Genomic DNA, 17238 nt, shown 5'->3' on the forward strand with positions numbered 1-17238 from the left:
AAGGAGTGCTTCAATTATCATAAAAAACGTTTTCGAATTTCGGGGGGAGGTAACATGCAACTATCATTTTTTCCGAACCATTTATATCGGTATTTTGCAAAAATATTATAAAATAAATCACGTATTGGTGAAGGGATTACAATTAATAGATAAAGCCATTTCAAGGAAGAATTCAATTTTTTACAAATGCGTAATGCTGCAGTTGTTTTTAAATAAGCTACATTATTTTCAATTAAGACCAAACTATCTACGTTTAATGGAACTCCATGTTTTTTTATTAGTGATTGTCCAAGTTCACTTTGCAATGATGCATATTTAAAATATCCATGTGGATCACGTTTAATAATAAATTGGACACTCGAGTTGCAAAAATTACAAGTTCCGTCAAATAAAATGAGTGCAGACATAGCCTTACCTCCATTCATTACATTTATTATTCACCTTATATTTAAAAAAATCAATCATAATAAAAAACCTTCACATCATGGAAGGCTTCTTTTGTTACATAAATAAATTTAATATATAGTAAATGACTCCTGAAAGCAATCCTGTTATAGGAAGAGTAATAAACCAAGTAATAATCATCCTTTTTGCAGTATCCCATTTTACTCCTCGAATTCTATGAGCAGATCCAACCCCTAGAATTGAAGAAGTAATAACATGGGTGGTACTAACAGGTAAATGTATATAAGTGGCACCGAAAATAATTAATGCTGAGCTTAGGTCGGCTGCAACTCCATTTACAGGACGTATTTTCATGATTTTTCCGCCAACCGTTTTAATAATTTTCCAACCACCTACTGAAGTACCAAGCCCCATGGCCAGAGCACAAGAGAATTGAACCCAAAAGGGGATGTCTGTTGTCGTATGATGATTACTAGCGATTAGAGCCATTGTAATAATCCCCATCGATTTTTGTGCATCGTTCGTACCATGGGTATAAGACTGTAAAGCTGCAGTGACAATTTGGATATAACGAAATCCTTTATTCGTCTTAGTTAAACTCAAATTTTTAAATTCCATTTTAAATATGGAATAAATGATAAAGCCTATTGCAAAAGCAATAAGTGGAGAAAAAATTAGAGCTTGGATGATTTTTAAAAAACCTTCGTATTTTATAGAACTTAAACCAGCGGCAGCAATCGCAGCTCCAGCAATCGAGCCAATTAGAGCATGAGACGAACTACTTGGAATTCCGTAATACCAAGTTATTAGATTCCAGGCAATTGCTGAAATAAGTGCTGCTAAAATAACGGTAGTACCATTCGCCAATGTGAAAGGATCGACAATGTCTTTTGTAATGGTCTGGGCTACTCCTGTAAACGTTAAGGCTCCAACAAAGTTCATTGTTGCTGCTAGAATAATCGCATGACGCGGTTTTAAAGCTTTCGTAGATACAGAAGTTGCAATCGCATTAGCCGTATCGTGAAACCCGTTTATAAAATCAAATGCAAGGGCGGCGAAGACGATAACTATTGTAATGATAAGAACTGAATCTATTCCCATTTAGTAGGACTCCCTTATGCATTTTTCATGACGATACTTTCAAGTGTATTTGCTACTCCTTGGCAGCTATCTGTTGTTTTTTCAAGGTTTTCGTAGATCTCCTTGTATTTTATTAATCGGATTGGATCTGTTTCGACCGTGAAAAGATGCTTAATACATTCTCTAAGTACATCATCGCATTTTGATTCATAATCTTTAATTTTAATTGCATGTGGGCGTACCTCAGGTAATTTTTTGCTGAAAATTAATCCGATGCATATTTCAATTTCATCGACACATTTCTTTATTGATTCGACAAACTTATACATATATTCGTCTGCGTGAACAATTGAGTACATTTCAAATAACGCTGCACAATTCTCCATTCCATCAAGTACATCATCCATAATCATAGATAATGTAAGTAAATCTTCTCGTTCAATAGGAGTAATAAATGAATTATTTAATTCTTTAATAATTTCATGAACGTAATTATCCCCGATTGTTTCATATTCCTTCATTTTAGCGGCAAAAACTTTAGTATCCTCTTTATTATTAAGCTTAAAATCAGCAAAATAAATGGAGCTTTCTTTTAAGTTTGCAGCAATTTTTTCAAGCAAAATGGCAAATTTATCTTTTTTCTTTTTAAAGACCATTTTTAGCCCTCCTAAATGGCAGTATAATAAACCTATATTATTTTATCGTAAAACGTCTAAAGTTAAAAGTTTTAGTCGAGTTAATGTCGAAAATCCTTTAAATATAATTTTCGAAAATGGGAGGGTAGTCCAAAAAAGATGCTGTTACTCGAATTTTCTTAAGTAAAAATGGATGCATGAATTCTAAATTACGGGCATGGAGTGCTTGTCTTTTGAAAGTAGAGCTTCCCCCGTAAAGCTGATCCCCAGCTAGCGGGTGTCCAATAAAAGATAAATGTACCCTAATTTGATGGGTTCTCCCAGATTCTAAAGAACATTCTAATAAAGTTAGCTTGTCTTTGGGAAAAGTATTAATAACATGATAGTGAGTGATTGCATGTTGCCCAGTCTTCGAAACCCTACGTTTCGTCGGATGATGGCGATCTCTGCCAATAGGTTCTGTAATCTTTCCGTTTTTACTCTTAATAACCCCATCTGCGAGCGCCCAATATGTCCGTTTAATTTCTCGGTCGGCAAGCATTCTATCGAGTACAACTTGACTAAAAATATTTTTGGCAAAAAGAATTGCACCAGTTGTATTTTTATCGAGACGGTGAATATGATGTGGATTCTGTCCCTTATGTTGCCCTTGTAAATGATATACCACTAAATTTGAAAGAGTATTCGTTTCGTTATTATTTGGATGTGTCACCATTTCAGATGGTTTATTTACTACTAATAAATAATCATCTTCGTATAAAATGTCCAATGAGGAGGGATATGGGGCAATATCATCGGTTTCCTCGGGTAGTGAAATGAAAACCTCGTCACCATGATTTAAAGGACGGTTCCAATTTGCTAATTGATCATTTATCGTGATTGCCTTGTCCATTCTTAAGGTGTGAATCAATTTTTTCGGGATTTTCCACTCATTACGCAGTAAATCTTCTATATTCCTACCCTTCCATTGTTCCTGAATCAATATTCGCATCTTGTATGTATCCTTTCGAAAATAGTTTCATGATATTCCCAATCTTTTATCATGTAATTCTATGTTATTCTAATAGAAAATAAAGAAATTGCAAAAGGTAGGGTCAAGATATGAAAGTAGTAGTTGCAGCGACTGAAGAGCAGGAAGAAAAACTTGATGAGCTAATAAAGTACTTCTATTCTTCTGTCTTTCCGCAATATTTTGATGATAAAGAGATAGCCGAGTTCTTACATTTGAAAATTCTCCATTTGCCTAATCAAACGGATGAGCCAATATATACCTTAGATGGTGCTTTTCGGGCAATTTGTAGTATTGAGGTCATCATTTCTATTTTAGAATCTGATATTGATAATAAATATTCCATAATTTTTAATAAAAACGTTGAAATTCTAAAGGAAGCAGGGGTGTTTTTTCCTTTTTCTTATTGTAATTTTACTTCTGGAAAAAGAACAAACGCAAATGTGATCTTTAGTTTGTATTCAAACGCTACTAATCAATTTTTAATGTGAAAAAAGGCTGTCCAGTGCTTATCAGTAATGGACAGCCTAATTTATTTTTCATTTTATATTTTCGTGAAAAAATCTTCAAATTCCTCTTGTGTATGCAAACCAACTATTCGTGCATGCTCTCTCCCAGCTATAAAGTAAATAAGTGTAGGTGTGTATTCAATTTTATATTGGTTATAGCCCTCTTTAAACTCAAGCAGGTTATATTGCAACACTGAAATTTTCATTTCTTCTGCAACAGGGTTAAGAATAGGAGTTGTCTGCATGCAAAAAGAACACTCAGGGCTATAAAAGTATACGATAGCATCTTCGCCTTTCTCAAGTTTTTTATTAAGAGCAGCTGGTAAAATAAGATTTTGGTAAAGAGGATTATCAAGCTGATCGATAGTCAAAGGATGGAGATTGGATTTTCCGTAAATATTTCCAATTGTTTTCTTGCTCTGCTGCATTTTAGTGGCGAGAGAAATAGCTGCAAATAATGCTATGATTATACATAAAAAAATGACTACTTTTTTCAATACTTAACCCTCCTTGTTTGTTTTATCACAATATACTTGAAATAAATATCATGATAAACGCAGTTAGTGCAAGAAAAGGAATTGTGATAAATCCAAGCCAATTAATATACTGAGTTGTGCAAGGTATTGTACCGCAAGCAGGCACTGATTCTGCAATAGTAGGTATTTTTTGAATCATATAAAGGTATAGAGAAACAGGTATGCAAATTCCTGAAAAAACAGCAGCATAAAGAGCCGCATTATAATCCTTTTTAACAGTAGCAATTCCTAAAATGATTACGATAGGATACATAAGGATTCGAATATACCAACATATATCACATGGTGTATATTTAAGTATTTCCGAAAAATATAAGCTTCCTAATAAGGCAATGACAGAAACTGCAAAAGCATAGAATATCCAAGACTCCCTAGTATCACTTTTGTTTTCCATTTTATCTCAACCTCACCATAATTGTACTATAATAATTAGAGTCTTCGGAAAATCCAATTGTAAATTCAGTTAGAACAAGTCACAAAACTGTAACGGATTTAGTTGATATTATTTTAAAATAAGATGTTCGGTTTAAACGGTTTTTATTTTGTTGATGAGAAGCTTTTTTCTGCTTTTCTATGGTCTAGCTCCTTGTTCTAGCCCCTCGAGATCAAATAACCTGGGGCAATAAAAGTCAAAATACAGACTTTTTTGCCCCAGAACATTTGCTTGTCGGAGGCCCGCAGGAGGCGGGTCAGGAAGGCGTTGCAACAGGACGTTGCGCCTTTAGCCTTTCATCCTCTTAAAGCGCCTTTCGCTTTTCTTTCATCATACTAAAGTTGTAGAGCAATTTACGCCATAATGAGAATAAAGTCTAAAGCGGATTTTTGTATACTATATAGTGAGTAGTTGGAGGGATTTTTGATGCAACGTGAAAAGTATGAAAAAAATTCTCATTTACGTGTTCTTAAAGAAATTGCTGAATTATTAAATGAAGGAACAGATATTTCTCTTTTATTATCAGATGTCTTGAAAAAACTTTTACAGGTTACTGGAGCCACAACAGGTTGGATTTTTTTAATTGGACCTGATGGGCGTTATAATGTGGCATCTGCAGAGAATTTACCTCCTGCTCTATCCAAAGATCATTGCGAACCACTTAGACGAGGTAGTTGTTGGTGTATAAAAGGTTTTCGCAATGGAAGTTTGACTAAGGCTTCTAATATTATTGAATGTAGGCGACTTGAAAAAGCCGCTAAATTAAATAAAGACGAAACAGAAGGTATTTCTTTTCATGCAACCATTCCTCTAACATCAGCAGATGAAGTATTTGGCCTGTTAAATGTTGCGGCACCCGGAAAAAAGGAATTTGGCCGTGATGAACTAGCGCTACTCGAATCTATTGCCTTACAAATTGGTTCTGCAATAAAAAGGGTACGTTTAACAAAAAAAGCTCAGGAAGTTGCGCTTATAGAGGAAAGAAATCGGCTTGCTCGAGATTTGCATGACTCCGTCAACCAGTTATTGTTTTCTCTTACTTTAACCGCAAGAGGGGGAGTAGAGATGACGGAAGATCTGGAAACAAAACATACTTTTCAGCATATCCAAGAGCTTGCTCAGGAAGCACTAACAGAAATGAGGGCATTAATTTGGCAACTGAGACCAAGTGGATTAGAAAAGGGTCTCATTCAAGCTATAAAAGGTTATGGAGAAATGCTTGGACTTCATGTTCACACGAAGTTATCGGGCCTATTAGCTTTACCATCTCTTGTGGAGGAAGCTTTATGGAGGATTAGTCAGGAGGCACTGAATAATTCAAAACGTCACTCGGGTCAAGTTGATGTATATGTATCGATAAAAGTATCGAAATGCAAAGTACATCTAACGATTAGTGATCACGGATGTGGATTTATATATGAAAAAGAAAAAGAGCTTCCTTCTTTTGGTATCGAAAGTATGAGGGAGCGTGTAGAGGCGCTTAATGGCCATTTTGAATTAAGAAGTGAACTTGGTGAAGGGACTCAAATTGACGTAGCATTGCCGTATTAGGGGGAGAAAAAATGACGGTTCAAGTGTTGATTGCAGATGATCATCATGTTGTTAGGCGGGGACTTGTTTTTTTCCTGCAAACTCAAAAGGATATCCAAATAGTTGGTGAGGCGAAAAATGGAAAAGAAGCAGTAGAACTAGCCATTCAATTACGTCCTGACGTTGTATTGATGGATCTTGTGATGCCAATAATGGATGGAATTGAAGCTACAGGGAGAATAAAGGAATTATGCCCGGATATTGAAATAATGATTTTAACAAGCTTTGCTGATCAAGATCATGTTATCCCTGCTATAGAAGCAGGTGCTTCTGGATATCAATTAAAAGATATTGAGCCTGATGAGCTTGCATACGCAATTAGAAAGCTTGCAAATGGAGAAAATACTCTTCATCCAAAAGCGACGAATTTGCTTATGACACGTATGAACCGCAAAAATCCCGCCAACAATCGGATTGCTGCATTAACACAAAGAGAAAAAGAAGTTCTCACAGAGATTGCTAAAGGAAAAAGCAATAAAGAAATAGGTGCACACTTAAAAATCACAGAAAAAACAGTGAAGACTCACGTCTCTAATATATTTATGAAGTTAGAAGTTGCCGATCGGACTCAAGCTGCTTTATTTGCAGTGAAGAATGGATTTGTAGAGCAATAAAGCAGTTAGAAGTGAAGGAGTGAATAGAATGAATCGGATTTTAGTGATTAATGGAGGTATGCCAAAAGGCGGAAGAACTAAAATTTTAACAAGTTTTATTGTACGTAAATACGACTTTCAATATGTCGATATTAGTGAATCAAACCTTCCTTTATTAACGGGTGAAGAGGAGCAGTGGAAATTGCCATCTGTTATCAATTTTAAAGAAAAAGTTCGTTTATCCTCGGGAATAATCTTAATTTCACCTGAATATCACGGAGGCATGACTGGTGCATTAAAAAATACATTAGACTTTCTTACGAGTGAAGAACTTGAATACAAACCGGTCGCTTTAGTAGCTACAGCAGGAGGAGGAAAAGGGGGGATCAATTGTTTAAACAATATGCGAACAGTTATGCGTGGTTTTTATGCCAATGTCATACCAAAGCAAATTGTACTTGATCCGGAATGTTTTAACTATGATGATGCTACTCTTTGGGACGAATCCGCACAGTTAGTTGATGATATGGTCCAAGAATTACAAATGTTTATAAAAATCACATCAGAAGTAGCAGCAAAAATGTAACTCGGTATCCTATTAGGGACACCGAGTTTTTTTGTTAGCGAGAAAGCAACTGCCAAATACGCATCTTCGTTTGTTATATCGAAAGGATGGGATTTTCATTTGGCGAATGGACCGTTTCGGTAACACTATTTGCGTGATCCAAGTAGCGAAGTAATGAATATAAATTTCGCTCAATCACTGTATAATCGCTCGAGAATTGATAAGCATTTAAAAAGCGTTCAATTCTCTTTGAAAGCATGTGGTCCTTAGTTCTTACCATCAAAACAATCAAATTATCCCATTCTGATCTATGTGTGTAATATAAAGCACGATCATAGTCTAAAGTGTCCAATATTTAACCCTCCTTTTTGGAGTTACTTTTATTATTTACTTGAAGGAAAGTTGTTTGCGGTGTAAATGTTGACATTTAGATTGATTTTTTTTCATACATTGTGGATAAAAGGGGGTATTGAAAATGAATTCCGACTCGAAAGCGTTAGAATACGCCATCAGTGAAATTACTGAAATTGCAAGCGGGATGGGGTTAGATTTTTACCCGATGCGATATGAGATATGCCCTGCAGATATTATTTATACATTCGGTGCTTATGGAATGCCTACCCGCTTTTCTCATTGGAGCTTTGGTAAGCAATTTTTCAAGATGAAGCTCCATTATGATTTAGGTCTTAGTAAGATTTATGAACTCGTCATCAATTCTAACCCTTGTTATGCCTTTCTTCTCGATTCAAATTCACTCATCCAAAATAAACTAATTGTTGCCCACGTACTTGCCCATTGTGATTTTTTCAAAAATAATGTTCGATTTCGAAATACGAAGAGGGATATGGTGGAAAGCATGGCTGCAACGGCTGAGCGAGTGAGACAATATGAAATCGAACATGGAAAAGATGAAGTGGAGAACTTTTTAGATGCTGTTCTTGCGATTGAAGAGCATATCGATCCTTCATTACTAAGACCATCATTAGATTGGTCATTAGATGATGAAGGTGAATGGGAGGAAGAAGATAGCGTACCTACTTCAGAATATGATGATTTATGGTCACTAGATATTAAAAACGAAAGGAAAAAAGATCGAAAAAAGAAGAAAAAACCATTTCCTCCTAAACCCGAAAAAGATATTATGCTTTTTATCGAGATGTACAGCCGTGAGCTCTCCGATTGGCAAAGGGATATTATGACAATGGTACGGGAAGAAATGCTGTATTTTTGGCCACAGCTTGAAACGAAAATTATGAATGAAGGTTGGGCATCGTATTGGCATCAACGTATCTTAAGAGAAATGGATCTTTCAAGTGACGAATCCATAGAATTTGCAAAATTAAATGCAGGTGTCGTTCAACCATCTAAAACAAATATTAATCCATATTACCTCGGTCTAAAAATTTTTGAAGATATTGAGGAGAGATGGAATAATCCAGATGAAGAGATGATAAAAGATGGAGTAATCCCGAATTCTGGGCGTGAAAAAATATTTGAAGTAAGGGAAGTTGAATCAGATATTTCTTTTTTACGTAATTACCTTACAAAGGAACTTGTTTTAAAAGAGGATATGTACTTATTCCAAAAGCAAGGTCGAGATTATAAGATAATCGACAAAGAATGGACCGAAATTCGTGATCAGCTTGTAAATATGAGGGTAAACGGGGGGTTCCCTTATATTACAGTCAATGATGGAGATTATATGAAAAACGGGGAACTTTATTTAAAGCATTGGTATGAAGGGATTGAACTGGATTTAAAATATTTGGAGAAAGTATTGCCATACATTTTCCAGCTTTGGGGAAGACCTGTTCATATAGAAAGTATAGTGGAAAATAGACAAATGCAATTTAGCTTTGATGGAAGAAATATGCAGAGAAAGTTTCTATAAGGAGATGAATAATGCATACCAATTTTATATGGTGTGCATTATTCTTTTTTTGAATTTCGATAGGCAATGATAGCCGTTTTTAACCCCGCATATAACCCAACAGCAGCATTCCCATAGAAAAATCCCATAAAAACTGCACCCCAAAAATTGTATTTATGAGCGATAAAGATTGAAAAAAGAAGGCCGAGTATTGTGGCGATGGTTGGCACTAAAAAACGAGGAACCCTAAGAAAGACCTTGATTAATTGCGTAATAATCACCACTAAAGGTACTGCAATAATAGCATCCCAAAAGTTCGTATGAATTACTGGAAAATGCTCCATGAATAACACACCCTAATTATTTTTTATTAGCATTACCTATTTGAATGAAATGATGATTAAAAAAAGAAAGGAGCATCAAAAGACGCTCCTACTTCGGTCCGAACCTTAGTACATGAATGCCGTTCCAACGATGATTAACAAGATGAATAGAACCACAATTAAAGCAAAGTTATTCATTCCACGATGTTCACTCATAGATGGCACCTCCTTAAAGGTTCTAATCTATGTTATGACAATGGATATGTATTGGTATAGGACAACGTTTATGTTATTGAAAAAAAAGTAATAATGTGCAAATATCTCAAATAGTTACTTAATATATGTGATATACCTATAAATAGGTATAATGTCTGATTTAAATTCAGAAAAATTAATATAGTATGAAAAGTACATCAAGTTAATATTTTCACACTTATGATACTTTCATTAAAAGAAATGAGGGATGAGTAAAGTGAGAATTTTTGTGAAGCTTTTTTTTATGTTTACTGCAGTACTATTGGTCAGTTTAAACATGACGATTAACACCGAAGCGAGTTTGTCAAAACCAAAATTAAATTTTGGACAAATTGAAAGAATGGATATTATTACAGATGTTTTGCCAGAAGGGGAAAAAGTTGTAGGAATTGCTGTGAAATATAAGAAAAAAATCAGTAATGTGTCGCTATCGACCATGTCATATGAAGTGAACGCACTTCATGGGGAGAATACCGCAAAAAGAACAATTACAAAAGTTTATGCTAATACTTCTCCTGAACTCAGTGAACAAGGTAAAAATGGAAACTTTGTTATCATTGAATTAGATAAAAATGATCCAATTGCCGGTACATTATTTTATGACTTCAGAACTGGAATTAATACGAGGCTACCCCTTGAATATACGGTTACCCAAGTTAAAAACATCGAGACGGTAATCGGTAATAATATTCCAACAACGCCAAATGTAATTGTAAACACAGGAGAAATTAATTTGATTGTAGATGATTTCTCTGAGAAAAACATTTCAGATAAAAATGGAAACTTTTTAAATTATAGACTTTTCGAACCTACCAATACAATAGAAAAACAACCACTTGTTTTATTCTTACATGGAGCGGGTGAGAGAGGAGTATCAAACGATGTCCAGTTATTAGCGAATAAAGGCGCTGTAAGCTGGGCAGCTCCTGAACAGCAAGCCAAAAATTCCGCTTATGTTGCTGCACCACAGGCTGCTATAGGTGATTGGTGGACAACCCAGACGAATATCAATCTTTTATTAGAACTTATCGAAACATTAAAAAATGAATACCCTATTGATCCGGATCGAATTTATATCACTGGGATTTCAATGGGTGGGATGGGAACATGGTCACTCATACAGAGTCATCCTGAATTATTTGCAGCTGCAATTCCTGTTTGTGGGACAGGGAATGTAAACCTAGGGAAAAATTTAGTGAACCTACCGATTTGGGTAACACATTCGGCTGATGATACAACTGTTCCAGTAAGCGGCTCAAGAAATATGATTAATGCGATAGAAGCAGCTGGTGGAAAAGTCGTTAGAGCTGAGTATGCCGGTAATTTAGGTATAGATGCTGCTAATGCTGCAGCTCAACAATTGGTGAATAAAGCGAAAGATACTGGCAGCCATACACTTTATTCGGAATTTACCCGTGGGACAACACCTATTAATGGCCATTTCGCATGGATTCCAACTTATGAAAATAACGTAATGAAAAACTGGCTTTTTACAAATGTAAAAGGACAATAAGAAAAGCTTCCTGGAAAATTCCAGGGAGCTTTTTTCATGAGGATTTTATTATAAAAATTGATACGAGAACGACAATTCCGAAAGAAACGTAGCCAGCAATTCTTACAGGATGTCTCTTATCCTTATCAAACGATTCAAACACTCTCGTAGTAATATCAAGGAAAAGCAAAGTAGCAACACCTATAAATAGCCCCATCCAAATAGATTTTCCTGAACTATTAAATAAGTCTAGAAGTTTGGAAATGAAAATAATCCAAACGAACCCAAGCAACCCATTTAAAATCACTGAATATACCATTATTAACCATTTCATTTTAAACATACCTCCAATTAATATCATACCATATGATAAATCAGTACATGATTCATAATAAAGACCTATTATATAAGTAAAAGTAGTAGGGAGCATAAATAAATCTCCATAATAAAGTAAATGTTTTCTCGAATACTTCGGTACTTCCTCAACTTTAAAAGACAAAAGCTTATATTAAGAAGGGATTTATAAGTTAGTGTAGAATATTGTGGAATAGAAAATTATTATGAAATGCTGGTGAGATTTATGAAAGTAATAGATTTGCATTGTGATGTCTTATACAAAATATGGGAAAGTAAAGGCACATTAAATTTTAAAGATTCACCTGAACTTGATACGAATAAGGAACGTTTAATGAATGGGGAAGTAAAGGTTCAATGCTTTGCTATTTTTATTCCACCTGAGCTAAAAAGCGAAGAACAATTTCAAGCTGCACTAGATCAAATAGATTATTTTTATACTCAAGTATTAGAAAAAAATCCCAACTTTGTTCATATTCGGAATTGGGATGAAATTTTAAATTTAAAATCACATGAAATTGGTGCAATCCTATCATTAGAAGGTGTAGACTGCATTGGAAATGATCTACATAAACTAAGTATTTTATTTCATTTGGGAGTTAGGTCAGTCGGCTTGACATGGAATTTTGCCAATCTCGCTGCTGACGGTGTATGGGAACCGCGTGGTGCAGGGCTAACTTCATTTGGAAAAGAAATTGTGAAATTTAATAATAAGTATAAATTGTTTACAGACGTTTCCCATTTAAGTGAAAAAGGTTTTTGGGATGTTATGGAGCTTGCTAATTTTCCAATTGCAAGCCACTCTAATTCAAAATCCATTTGTAATCATCCTAGAAACTTAACGGACGAGCAGGCAAAAGCGCTATTTCAAAAGAACGGACTGATTCATGTTGTGTATCATCCTCCGTTTGTAACACAGAATGACATAGCCTATATTTCCGATTTAATACGTCATATCGATCATTTTTGTTCTCTCGGTGGAAATGGACAGATTGGATTTGGTTCGGATTTCGATGGCATAGAAACATTTATAGTTAATTTAGAAAATGCATCTAAACATCAAAATTTAGTCAATGAATTGCTTAAATATTATTCAGAAGATCTAGTAAGAGGGTTTGCAGGAGAAAATTTTCTTCGACATTTGCCTAAGTAATGGAAAAATCCAGATTTTCAATTGAAATCTGGATTTTTTTTCTATTAGTATTTTTAGTCTTAGTCTTTATCTTCCATTGCTGCTTTTAACGCATCGGCCAAACTGTTACCAAACATTTCATCATTTGAGTATTTTTTAAGTAATTGACGCTCTTCTCTTTTATTGACAGTCTTTTTCTTTTGTTCCGCTTTTTCAACAAGATTGCAGTTGCGACATTGAAAATATGTTCCGGCTTTCCCCGAATGAATTTCCATTTTCTTATGACATTGTGGACATCTTCTATTCGATAACTTTGGATCTTTTCTTTTCCGAAAATTACATTCTCTATTTGAGCATACGAGAATTCGACCGTCACGCCCTTTTGTTTCTTTCATTAACGAGCCACATTCTGGGCATTTTGATCCTGTTAAATTATGTGCCTTATATTTTTTATCGCTTTGCTTAATTTCAGAAACAAGTTGAGATGTTTGTTTTCGAATATGTTGTAAAAATATTTCTCCTTTTCCTTTTCCTCTTGCAATTGCCTCAAGATCTGCTTCCCATTTAGCAGTTAGTTCTGGTGATTTTAACTCTACATTTACAAGCTCAATCAATTGCTTTCCTTTTGGGGTAGGGTGCAATCGATTGTTTTGACGATCAATCGTTTCAGATGTTAGCAGTCTTTCGATAATATCTGCCCTTGTAGCAGGGGTCCCAAGTCCGTATTTTTCCATCTTGGCAAGTAAATCAGCTTCTGTGTATCTTTGTGGTGGTTCTGTCAATTTTCTATCTATCTTAACATTGTGGACTGAAAAAGTTTGTCCTGTCTGTATATCGTTAAGTCTGTGAACTTGGAGATTTTCTTCCTCACCTTTTCCGGTAACAGACTTAAATCCTAAATCCATGATGCTAGATTCTACTGTTGAAAAACGTTCTTCTTCAACTTGGAATGACACATGTATCGTTTCATATCGATATACAGGATAGAATAATGCTAAAAACCTTCTAACAATAATGTCATATAGCTTTCGTTCATCAACTGATAAATTTCCCAAAATTGGTCTTTCATCAGTTGGAATAATGGCATGGTGGTCCGTCACCTTTTCATTATTGAATACTTTTCTTGCCATTACTTTCCCGTTATTTTGTACAGGAATTTTAGTTTCTTCTCTATATGAATTTTGGATTGCCTTAATACGATCGTACATGGTTCCTTCCATATCCGTCGTTAAATATCGTGAATCCGTTCTTGGATATGTGACAAGTTTATGCTGTTCATATAAGGCCTGAAGAACATTGGATGTTTTTTTAGCGGAAAATCCAAAACGTCTATTCGCATCTCTTTGCAGTTCTGTTAAATCATAAGGAAGTGGTTGCTGCTCGCTTTTTTCCTTTTTATCTACCAAAATGACAGTCGCTGTTTGGTTTTCTACCTTCTTTAAAATATTTATTGCTTTCTTTTCATTAAAAATTCTTTTTTCATTCTTATTATTCCAGGATGCTGTCATAAGCCCAATTTTAGCTTCTAAGGTCCAATATTCTTTCGGAATAAATGCTTGAATTTCTTTTTCCCTCTCTAAAATCATGGAAAGGGTGGGAGTTTGCACCCGACCAGCAGATAAGGGATCATCATATTTAGTTGTTAAGGCTCTCGTAACATTTAATCCAATTAGCCAATCAGCCTCTGCTCTGCATACTGCGGATTCATATAGAGCATCGTATTGTTTAGCTGGTTTCAAATGTTGAAATCCTTCTTTTATTGCACGATCCGTTTGTGATGAGATCCAAAGTCTTTTTACGGGTTTTCTCCAACGAATTTTTTCTAGTATCCATCTTGCAACAAGTTCTCCTTCACGACCAGCGTCTGTTGCAATAATAAGCTCTTTCAAATCATTGCGTTTAGCTAGATTTTCAATACCTTTAAATTGAGCAGATGTTTGCCGAATAATTTTTAATTCCATTTTTTTAGGAATGATAGGCAAGTCATCCATATTCCATGTCTTATATTTATGATTATAATCTTCAGGCATCTTCAATTCGATTAAATGCCCAAGGGCCCATGTAATAATATATTTAGGACCTTCAATGTAATGTTTTTGTTTATTAGTACATCCAAGAACTCGTGCTAAATCACGAGCAACACTTGGCTTTTCAGCAAGAACTAAAGATTTCATTAAAAGTAATACCCCTTTCAAACAAATAACTTAAGTAGCTATCATTATAACTGAATATTAAAGTTGAGTAAAAAAACCATTTTTTTATAAAACGTCCATACACATTTTCAATTCTTGAATAGACTATTGTGCAAGAGTGATTACACTCACTTATTCCGAATCAGGAGGTGAGGCAGAATGGGCTTCGGATGGGGCGGTTATGGCGGCTGCGGCTATGGCGGCTATGGCGGCGGCTATGGCTTTGGCGTTGGTGGCTTTGCGTTAATCGTAGTATTATTCATCCTATTGATTATCGTAGGAGCAGCTTGGTTCTATTGATCCTAATAAAACACCATAAGGAGAATGGGGATTTAAGAGCGGAGGGATGCAGTTTTCCCTCCGGTTTTTTGTATACAAAAAACCAGAAAAGTTTTATTAATCCTCTCTGGTCTCATCATTTTTTGTTTCCGCCGGTGGCAGTTTAATTGTAAATGTTGTCCATTCATCATCGGAAGTGCAATATAATTGCCCATTATGTTTTTCAATAATCTCTTTACATACATATAAACCAAGTCCAGTACCAGTTTTTTTTGTCGTAACAAAAGGTTCGAAAATGGTATTTAATAATTGCTCAGGTATTTTAGGACCTGTATTTGAAGTTTCCAATACGATAGAATGATCTTCTGTCAGATATCCCTTGATTTTAATGACTGAAGAAGTCATTTGCTCGGTTAATACATCGATTGCATTAAAAATAATATTTATTAAAACTTGCCTGATTTCTTCTATGTATCCGGTAACATATAAATTATCTTCGAGTTCCCTTTCTAATTCTACATTCGCTTCTAGGAGTTTTGGATAAATAAAGGATGCGATTTGATCTAGTAACTCATTTAGCGAAAATAATGTAACCTCCTGATTAAGCACTTCTTTTCTCGACAGCATTAAGAATTGAGTAATCCTAAATTTTAATTGTTCAAGTTCATTTAAAATAATATCCATATATGGTAGCTCAGGGTTTTCAGATCGTAATAACTGTACAAAACCATGAACAGTTGTTAACGGATTCCTAAACTCATGAACAAAGCTTGAAGTCATCTGACCTAATAAAGTTAATCTATCTTCGTGATTATTTTTGGATGTATGTTTTGTTTCTTCTATTTGTTCATCTTTCAGTGAAGTATAATAATTTGTAACATAAAATAAGAAACGATCGATGGTCTCGGATAGCTTTATATATACTGGGCGAATTTCTTCCCAGCTAGAGTGATATTTGGAAACTTCTATAAGCATTTCATTTTTAGCGATATTCGCGTTATAAATAATATAGCTGAAATTTGTTGTTTCATTAATCTTTAAATATTCAGCATTCTCAGAAGTTATTTTTATTAAATATTGATCTAGTGCTTCTTTTTCTAAAGAAAATGCATGCAGCATTACCTCAAACAATAATTCACCACGTAAGATAACTTTTTTGTAATCATTTTCAGTTGGAATGATGATTTTTTCTTTCCATCTTTCAAAAATAATTTCTTTCCGCGATTCAAGAAAAGACACAATATCCAATTTCAACTGATCCATCACTTCACCTCTATTCTATTATACCAATGAATTCGCAAAAATCTATCAAATGGAAAAAATGTATATATTTAGTTTATTCTTTTCTCCTATAATTTGTAAATGAAAGAATTATTTGTCATCTCCTTTTATTATCGTCGAATTATTAAAATAGTAAAGGATTATTTTTATCTTGAAATATATATTTTAAAAAATTCGAAAAATGGGGCTTTTTGCTGATGAAATTATGTTAAAAGCCGCGAAATTATGCCTATACATTTATTTGAATATCTAGTTTATAATAATAATAATATCTATAAAATAACATTTATTCTTTCCGTGTCTTCTATTTTGATAAAATTCAGACAAAATCTGTAAGTAAAATGACTACAAACATCGAGAGCCACTTGTGCCTAACTATAGATTATTGCTTCAAAACATTAAATATGATAATGGGGTGAAGTAATTGAATGGCGAAACTGCGAAAAAGCAAATGACACATCCAATTATTAGAAAGTGTATGCAGCATCTAGAAGTAATCGAAGCAAACGACAAAACAAAACAAATTGTGTATATGTATTTGAAAGCTATGGATGATGAAATCAATAAAATAAAAAAAGAAACTTAATTGTATAAAAAACGTAGAATAGTCTTAGTAACACCACTTATTTTATTTATTCGGTGTCCTAGGACTATTTTTTTGATGTTAAAGGAGTAATTGCCTTACCTCAGCGCTTATCGACAAAG

General features: G+C 34.4%; 21 protein-coding genes. 9 read left to right on the forward strand and 12 right to left on the reverse strand.

What is annotated here, in order from left to right:
• Nucleotides 1-17: 17 nt before the first annotated feature.
• The 4 genes from MT489_RS00185 to MT489_RS00200 all read right to left on the reverse strand — a co-directional run bounded on the left by MT489_RS00185 (nucleotide 18) and on the right by MT489_RS00200 (nucleotide 3111).
• Nucleotides 18-407 (reverse strand): thiol-disulfide oxidoreductase DCC family protein, encoded by a 390-nt coding sequence (locus MT489_RS00185; protein ID WP_244679493.1) that lies wholly within the window; start codon nucleotides 405-407, stop codon nucleotides 18-20.
• A 94-nt stretch (nucleotides 408-501) separates the two neighbouring features.
• Nucleotides 502-1500, reverse strand: coding sequence for an inorganic phosphate transporter (locus tag MT489_RS00190; protein ID WP_244680590.1), 999 nt, complete (start codon nucleotides 1498-1500; stop codon nucleotides 502-504).
• A 20-nt stretch (nucleotides 1501-1520) separates the two neighbouring features.
• Nucleotides 1521-2141 carry a DUF47 domain-containing protein gene (locus MT489_RS00195; protein ID WP_244679494.1) on the reverse strand — a complete coding sequence of 207 codons (621 nt, stop codon included), beginning with the start codon at nucleotides 2139-2141 and terminating at the stop codon, nucleotides 1521-1523.
• Between the two features lie 97 nt (nucleotides 2142-2238).
• Entirely contained in the window at nucleotides 2239-3111 is an 873-nt protein-coding gene (locus MT489_RS00200; RefSeq protein ID WP_244679495.1) for an RluA family pseudouridine synthase, read from the reverse strand.
• Between the two features lie 110 nt (nucleotides 3112-3221).
• Here MT489_RS00200 and MT489_RS00205 point away from each other — a divergent pair, with 110 nt between their 5' ends.
• Nucleotides 3222-3620 carry a DUF5365 family protein gene (locus MT489_RS00205; RefSeq protein ID WP_244679496.1) on the forward strand — a complete coding sequence of 133 codons (399 nt, stop codon included), beginning with the start codon at nucleotides 3222-3224 and terminating at the stop codon, nucleotides 3618-3620.
• Between the two features lie 53 nt (nucleotides 3621-3673).
• Here MT489_RS00205 and MT489_RS00210 read toward each other — a convergent pair whose 3' ends face one another.
• Nucleotides 3674-4135 (reverse strand): thioredoxin family protein, encoded by a 462-nt coding sequence (locus tag MT489_RS00210; RefSeq protein ID WP_244679497.1) that lies wholly within the window; start codon nucleotides 4133-4135, stop codon nucleotides 3674-3676.
• A 25-nt stretch (nucleotides 4136-4160) separates the two neighbouring features.
• Nucleotides 4161-4568 carry a disulfide oxidoreductase gene (locus MT489_RS00215; protein WP_244679498.1) on the reverse strand — a complete coding sequence of 136 codons (408 nt, stop codon included), beginning with the start codon at nucleotides 4566-4568 and terminating at the stop codon, nucleotides 4161-4163.
• A 465-nt stretch (nucleotides 4569-5033) separates the two neighbouring features.
• Here MT489_RS00215 and MT489_RS00220 point away from each other — a divergent pair, with 465 nt between their 5' ends.
• From MT489_RS00220 to MT489_RS00230, 3 genes are read left to right on the forward strand one after another with little or no spacing between them, the layout of a single operon-like run.
• Entirely contained in the window at nucleotides 5034-6158 is a 1125-nt protein-coding gene (locus MT489_RS00220; protein ID WP_244679499.1) for a GAF domain-containing sensor histidine kinase, read from the forward strand.
• Nucleotides 6159-6169: 11 nt separating this feature from the next.
• Entirely contained in the window at nucleotides 6170-6811 is a 642-nt protein-coding gene (locus MT489_RS00225; protein ID WP_244679500.1) for a response regulator, read from the forward strand.
• A gap of 28 nt (nucleotides 6812-6839) precedes the next feature.
• Entirely contained in the window at nucleotides 6840-7376 is a 537-nt protein-coding gene (locus tag MT489_RS00230; protein WP_244679501.1) for an NADPH-dependent FMN reductase, read from the forward strand.
• A gap of 73 nt (nucleotides 7377-7449) precedes the next feature.
• Here MT489_RS00230 and MT489_RS00235 read toward each other — a convergent pair whose 3' ends face one another.
• Nucleotides 7450-7707, reverse strand: a complete 258-nt coding sequence (locus MT489_RS00235; RefSeq protein WP_244679502.1) for a YhdB family protein — start codon at nucleotides 7705-7707, stop codon at nucleotides 7450-7452.
• A 123-nt stretch (nucleotides 7708-7830) separates the two neighbouring features.
• On the opposite strand from MT489_RS00235, the gene MT489_RS00240 reads away from it, so the two are divergent.
• A complete protein-coding gene (locus MT489_RS00240) occupies nucleotides 7831-9246 on the forward strand; it encodes a SpoVR family protein (protein WP_244679503.1) in 1416 nt (471 codons plus the stop codon).
• Between the two features lie 38 nt (nucleotides 9247-9284).
• Here the strand turns inward: MT489_RS00240 and MT489_RS00245 are convergent, their stop codons facing one another.
• Together MT489_RS00245 and MT489_RS00250 are read right to left on the reverse strand one after the other, a co-directional pair.
• Nucleotides 9285-9569: a hypothetical protein gene (locus MT489_RS00245; RefSeq protein WP_244679504.1), complete on the reverse strand. Its 285-nt coding sequence runs from the start codon at nucleotides 9567-9569 to the stop codon at nucleotides 9285-9287.
• Nucleotides 9570-9674: 105 nt separating this feature from the next.
• Nucleotides 9675-9746, reverse strand: coding sequence for a YjcZ family sporulation protein (locus MT489_RS00250; RefSeq protein ID WP_244680591.1), 72 nt, complete (start codon nucleotides 9744-9746; stop codon nucleotides 9675-9677).
• Nucleotides 9747-10020: 274 nt separating this feature from the next.
• Between MT489_RS00250 and MT489_RS00255 the strand changes: the two genes are divergently transcribed.
• Nucleotides 10021-11316: a prolyl oligopeptidase family serine peptidase gene (locus tag MT489_RS00255; RefSeq protein WP_244679505.1), complete on the forward strand. Its 1296-nt coding sequence runs from the start codon at nucleotides 10021-10023 to the stop codon at nucleotides 11314-11316.
• Nucleotides 11317-11350: 34 nt separating this feature from the next.
• Here MT489_RS00255 and MT489_RS00260 read toward each other — a convergent pair whose 3' ends face one another.
• Nucleotides 11351-11629: a hypothetical protein gene (locus tag MT489_RS00260; RefSeq protein ID WP_244679506.1), complete on the reverse strand. Its 279-nt coding sequence runs from the start codon at nucleotides 11627-11629 to the stop codon at nucleotides 11351-11353.
• A gap of 231 nt (nucleotides 11630-11860) precedes the next feature.
• Between MT489_RS00260 and MT489_RS00265 the strand changes: the two genes are divergently transcribed.
• Nucleotides 11861-12802: a dipeptidase gene (locus MT489_RS00265; RefSeq protein ID WP_280518455.1), complete on the forward strand. Its 942-nt coding sequence runs from the start codon at nucleotides 11861-11863 to the stop codon at nucleotides 12800-12802.
• A 59-nt stretch (nucleotides 12803-12861) separates the two neighbouring features.
• Here MT489_RS00265 and MT489_RS00270 read toward each other — a convergent pair whose 3' ends face one another.
• Nucleotides 12862-14955, reverse strand: coding sequence for a DNA topoisomerase III (locus tag MT489_RS00270; RefSeq protein ID WP_244679508.1), 2094 nt, complete (start codon nucleotides 14953-14955; stop codon nucleotides 12862-12864).
• Nucleotides 14956-15132: 177 nt separating this feature from the next.
• Here MT489_RS00270 and MT489_RS00275 point away from each other — a divergent pair, with 177 nt between their 5' ends.
• The gene (locus tag MT489_RS00275) at nucleotides 15133-15273 is read left to right on the forward strand and encodes a YjcZ family sporulation protein (protein WP_244679509.1); all 141 of its coding nucleotides are present in this window, start codon (nucleotides 15133-15135) and stop codon (nucleotides 15271-15273) included.
• Nucleotides 15274-15369: 96 nt separating this feature from the next.
• Here MT489_RS00275 and MT489_RS00280 read toward each other — a convergent pair whose 3' ends face one another.
• A complete protein-coding gene (locus MT489_RS00280; protein WP_244679510.1) occupies nucleotides 15370-16515 on the reverse strand; it encodes a sensor histidine kinase in 1146 nt (381 codons plus the stop codon).
• Between the two features lie 442 nt (nucleotides 16516-16957).
• Here MT489_RS00280 and MT489_RS00285 point away from each other — a divergent pair, with 442 nt between their 5' ends.
• A complete protein-coding gene (locus tag MT489_RS00285; RefSeq protein ID WP_244679511.1) occupies nucleotides 16958-17119 on the forward strand; it encodes a hypothetical protein in 162 nt (53 codons plus the stop codon).
• Nucleotides 17120-17238 lie beyond the last annotated feature (119 nt).

Source organism: Lederbergia wuyishanensis, from assembly GCF_022900255.1.
Taxonomy (GTDB): Bacteria; Bacillota; Bacilli; order Bacillales; family Bacillaceae_C; genus Lederbergia; species Lederbergia wuyishanensis.

What these genes read in the sequence shown, in the direction of transcription:
- MT489_RS00205 (WP_244679496.1), top strand. Translation starts at nt 3,222, where the DNA reads ATGAAAGTAGTAGTTGCAGCGACTGAAGAGCAGGAAGAAAAACTTGAT.
- MT489_RS00215 (WP_244679498.1), bottom strand. Translation starts at nt 4,568, where the DNA reads ATGGAAAACAAAAGTGATACTAGGGAGTCTTGGATATTCTATGCTTTT.
- MT489_RS00260 (WP_244679506.1), bottom strand. Translation starts at nt 11,629, where the DNA reads ATGAAATGGTTAATAATGGTATATTCAGTGATTTTAAATGGGTTGCTT.
- MT489_RS00245 (WP_244679504.1), bottom strand. Translation starts at nt 9,569, where the DNA reads ATGGAGCATTTTCCAGTAATTCATACGAACTTTTGGGATGCTATTATT.
- MT489_RS00275 (WP_244679509.1), top strand. Translation starts at nt 15,133, where the DNA reads ATGGGCTTCGGATGGGGCGGTTATGGCGGCTGCGGCTATGGCGGCTAT.
- MT489_RS00270 (WP_244679508.1), bottom strand. Translation starts at nt 14,955, where the DNA reads ATGAAATCTTTAGTTCTTGCTGAAAAGCCAAGTGTTGCTCGTGATTTA.
- MT489_RS00200 (WP_244679495.1), bottom strand. Translation starts at nt 3,111, where the DNA reads ATGCGAATATTGATTCAGGAACAATGGAAGGGTAGGAATATAGAAGAT.
- MT489_RS00230 (WP_244679501.1), top strand. Translation starts at nt 6,840, where the DNA reads ATGAATCGGATTTTAGTGATTAATGGAGGTATGCCAAAAGGCGGAAGA.
- MT489_RS00195 (WP_244679494.1), bottom strand. Translation starts at nt 2,141, where the DNA reads ATGGTCTTTAAAAAGAAAAAAGATAAATTTGCCATTTTGCTTGAAAAA.
- MT489_RS00220 (WP_244679499.1), top strand. Translation starts at nt 5,034, where the DNA reads ATGCAACGTGAAAAGTATGAAAAAAATTCTCATTTACGTGTTCTTAAA.
- MT489_RS00185 (WP_244679493.1), bottom strand. Translation starts at nt 407, where the DNA reads ATGTCTGCACTCATTTTATTTGACGGAACTTGTAATTTTTGCAACTCG.
- MT489_RS00240 (WP_244679503.1), top strand. Translation starts at nt 7,831, where the DNA reads ATGAATTCCGACTCGAAAGCGTTAGAATACGCCATCAGTGAAATTACT.
- MT489_RS00265 (WP_280518455.1), top strand. Translation starts at nt 11,861, where the DNA reads ATGCTGGTGAGATTTATGAAAGTAATAGATTTGCATTGTGATGTCTTA.
- MT489_RS00280 (WP_244679510.1), bottom strand. Translation starts at nt 16,515, where the DNA reads ATGGATCAGTTGAAATTGGATATTGTGTCTTTTCTTGAATCGCGGAAA.
- MT489_RS00225 (WP_244679500.1), top strand. Translation starts at nt 6,170, where the DNA reads ATGACGGTTCAAGTGTTGATTGCAGATGATCATCATGTTGTTAGGCGG.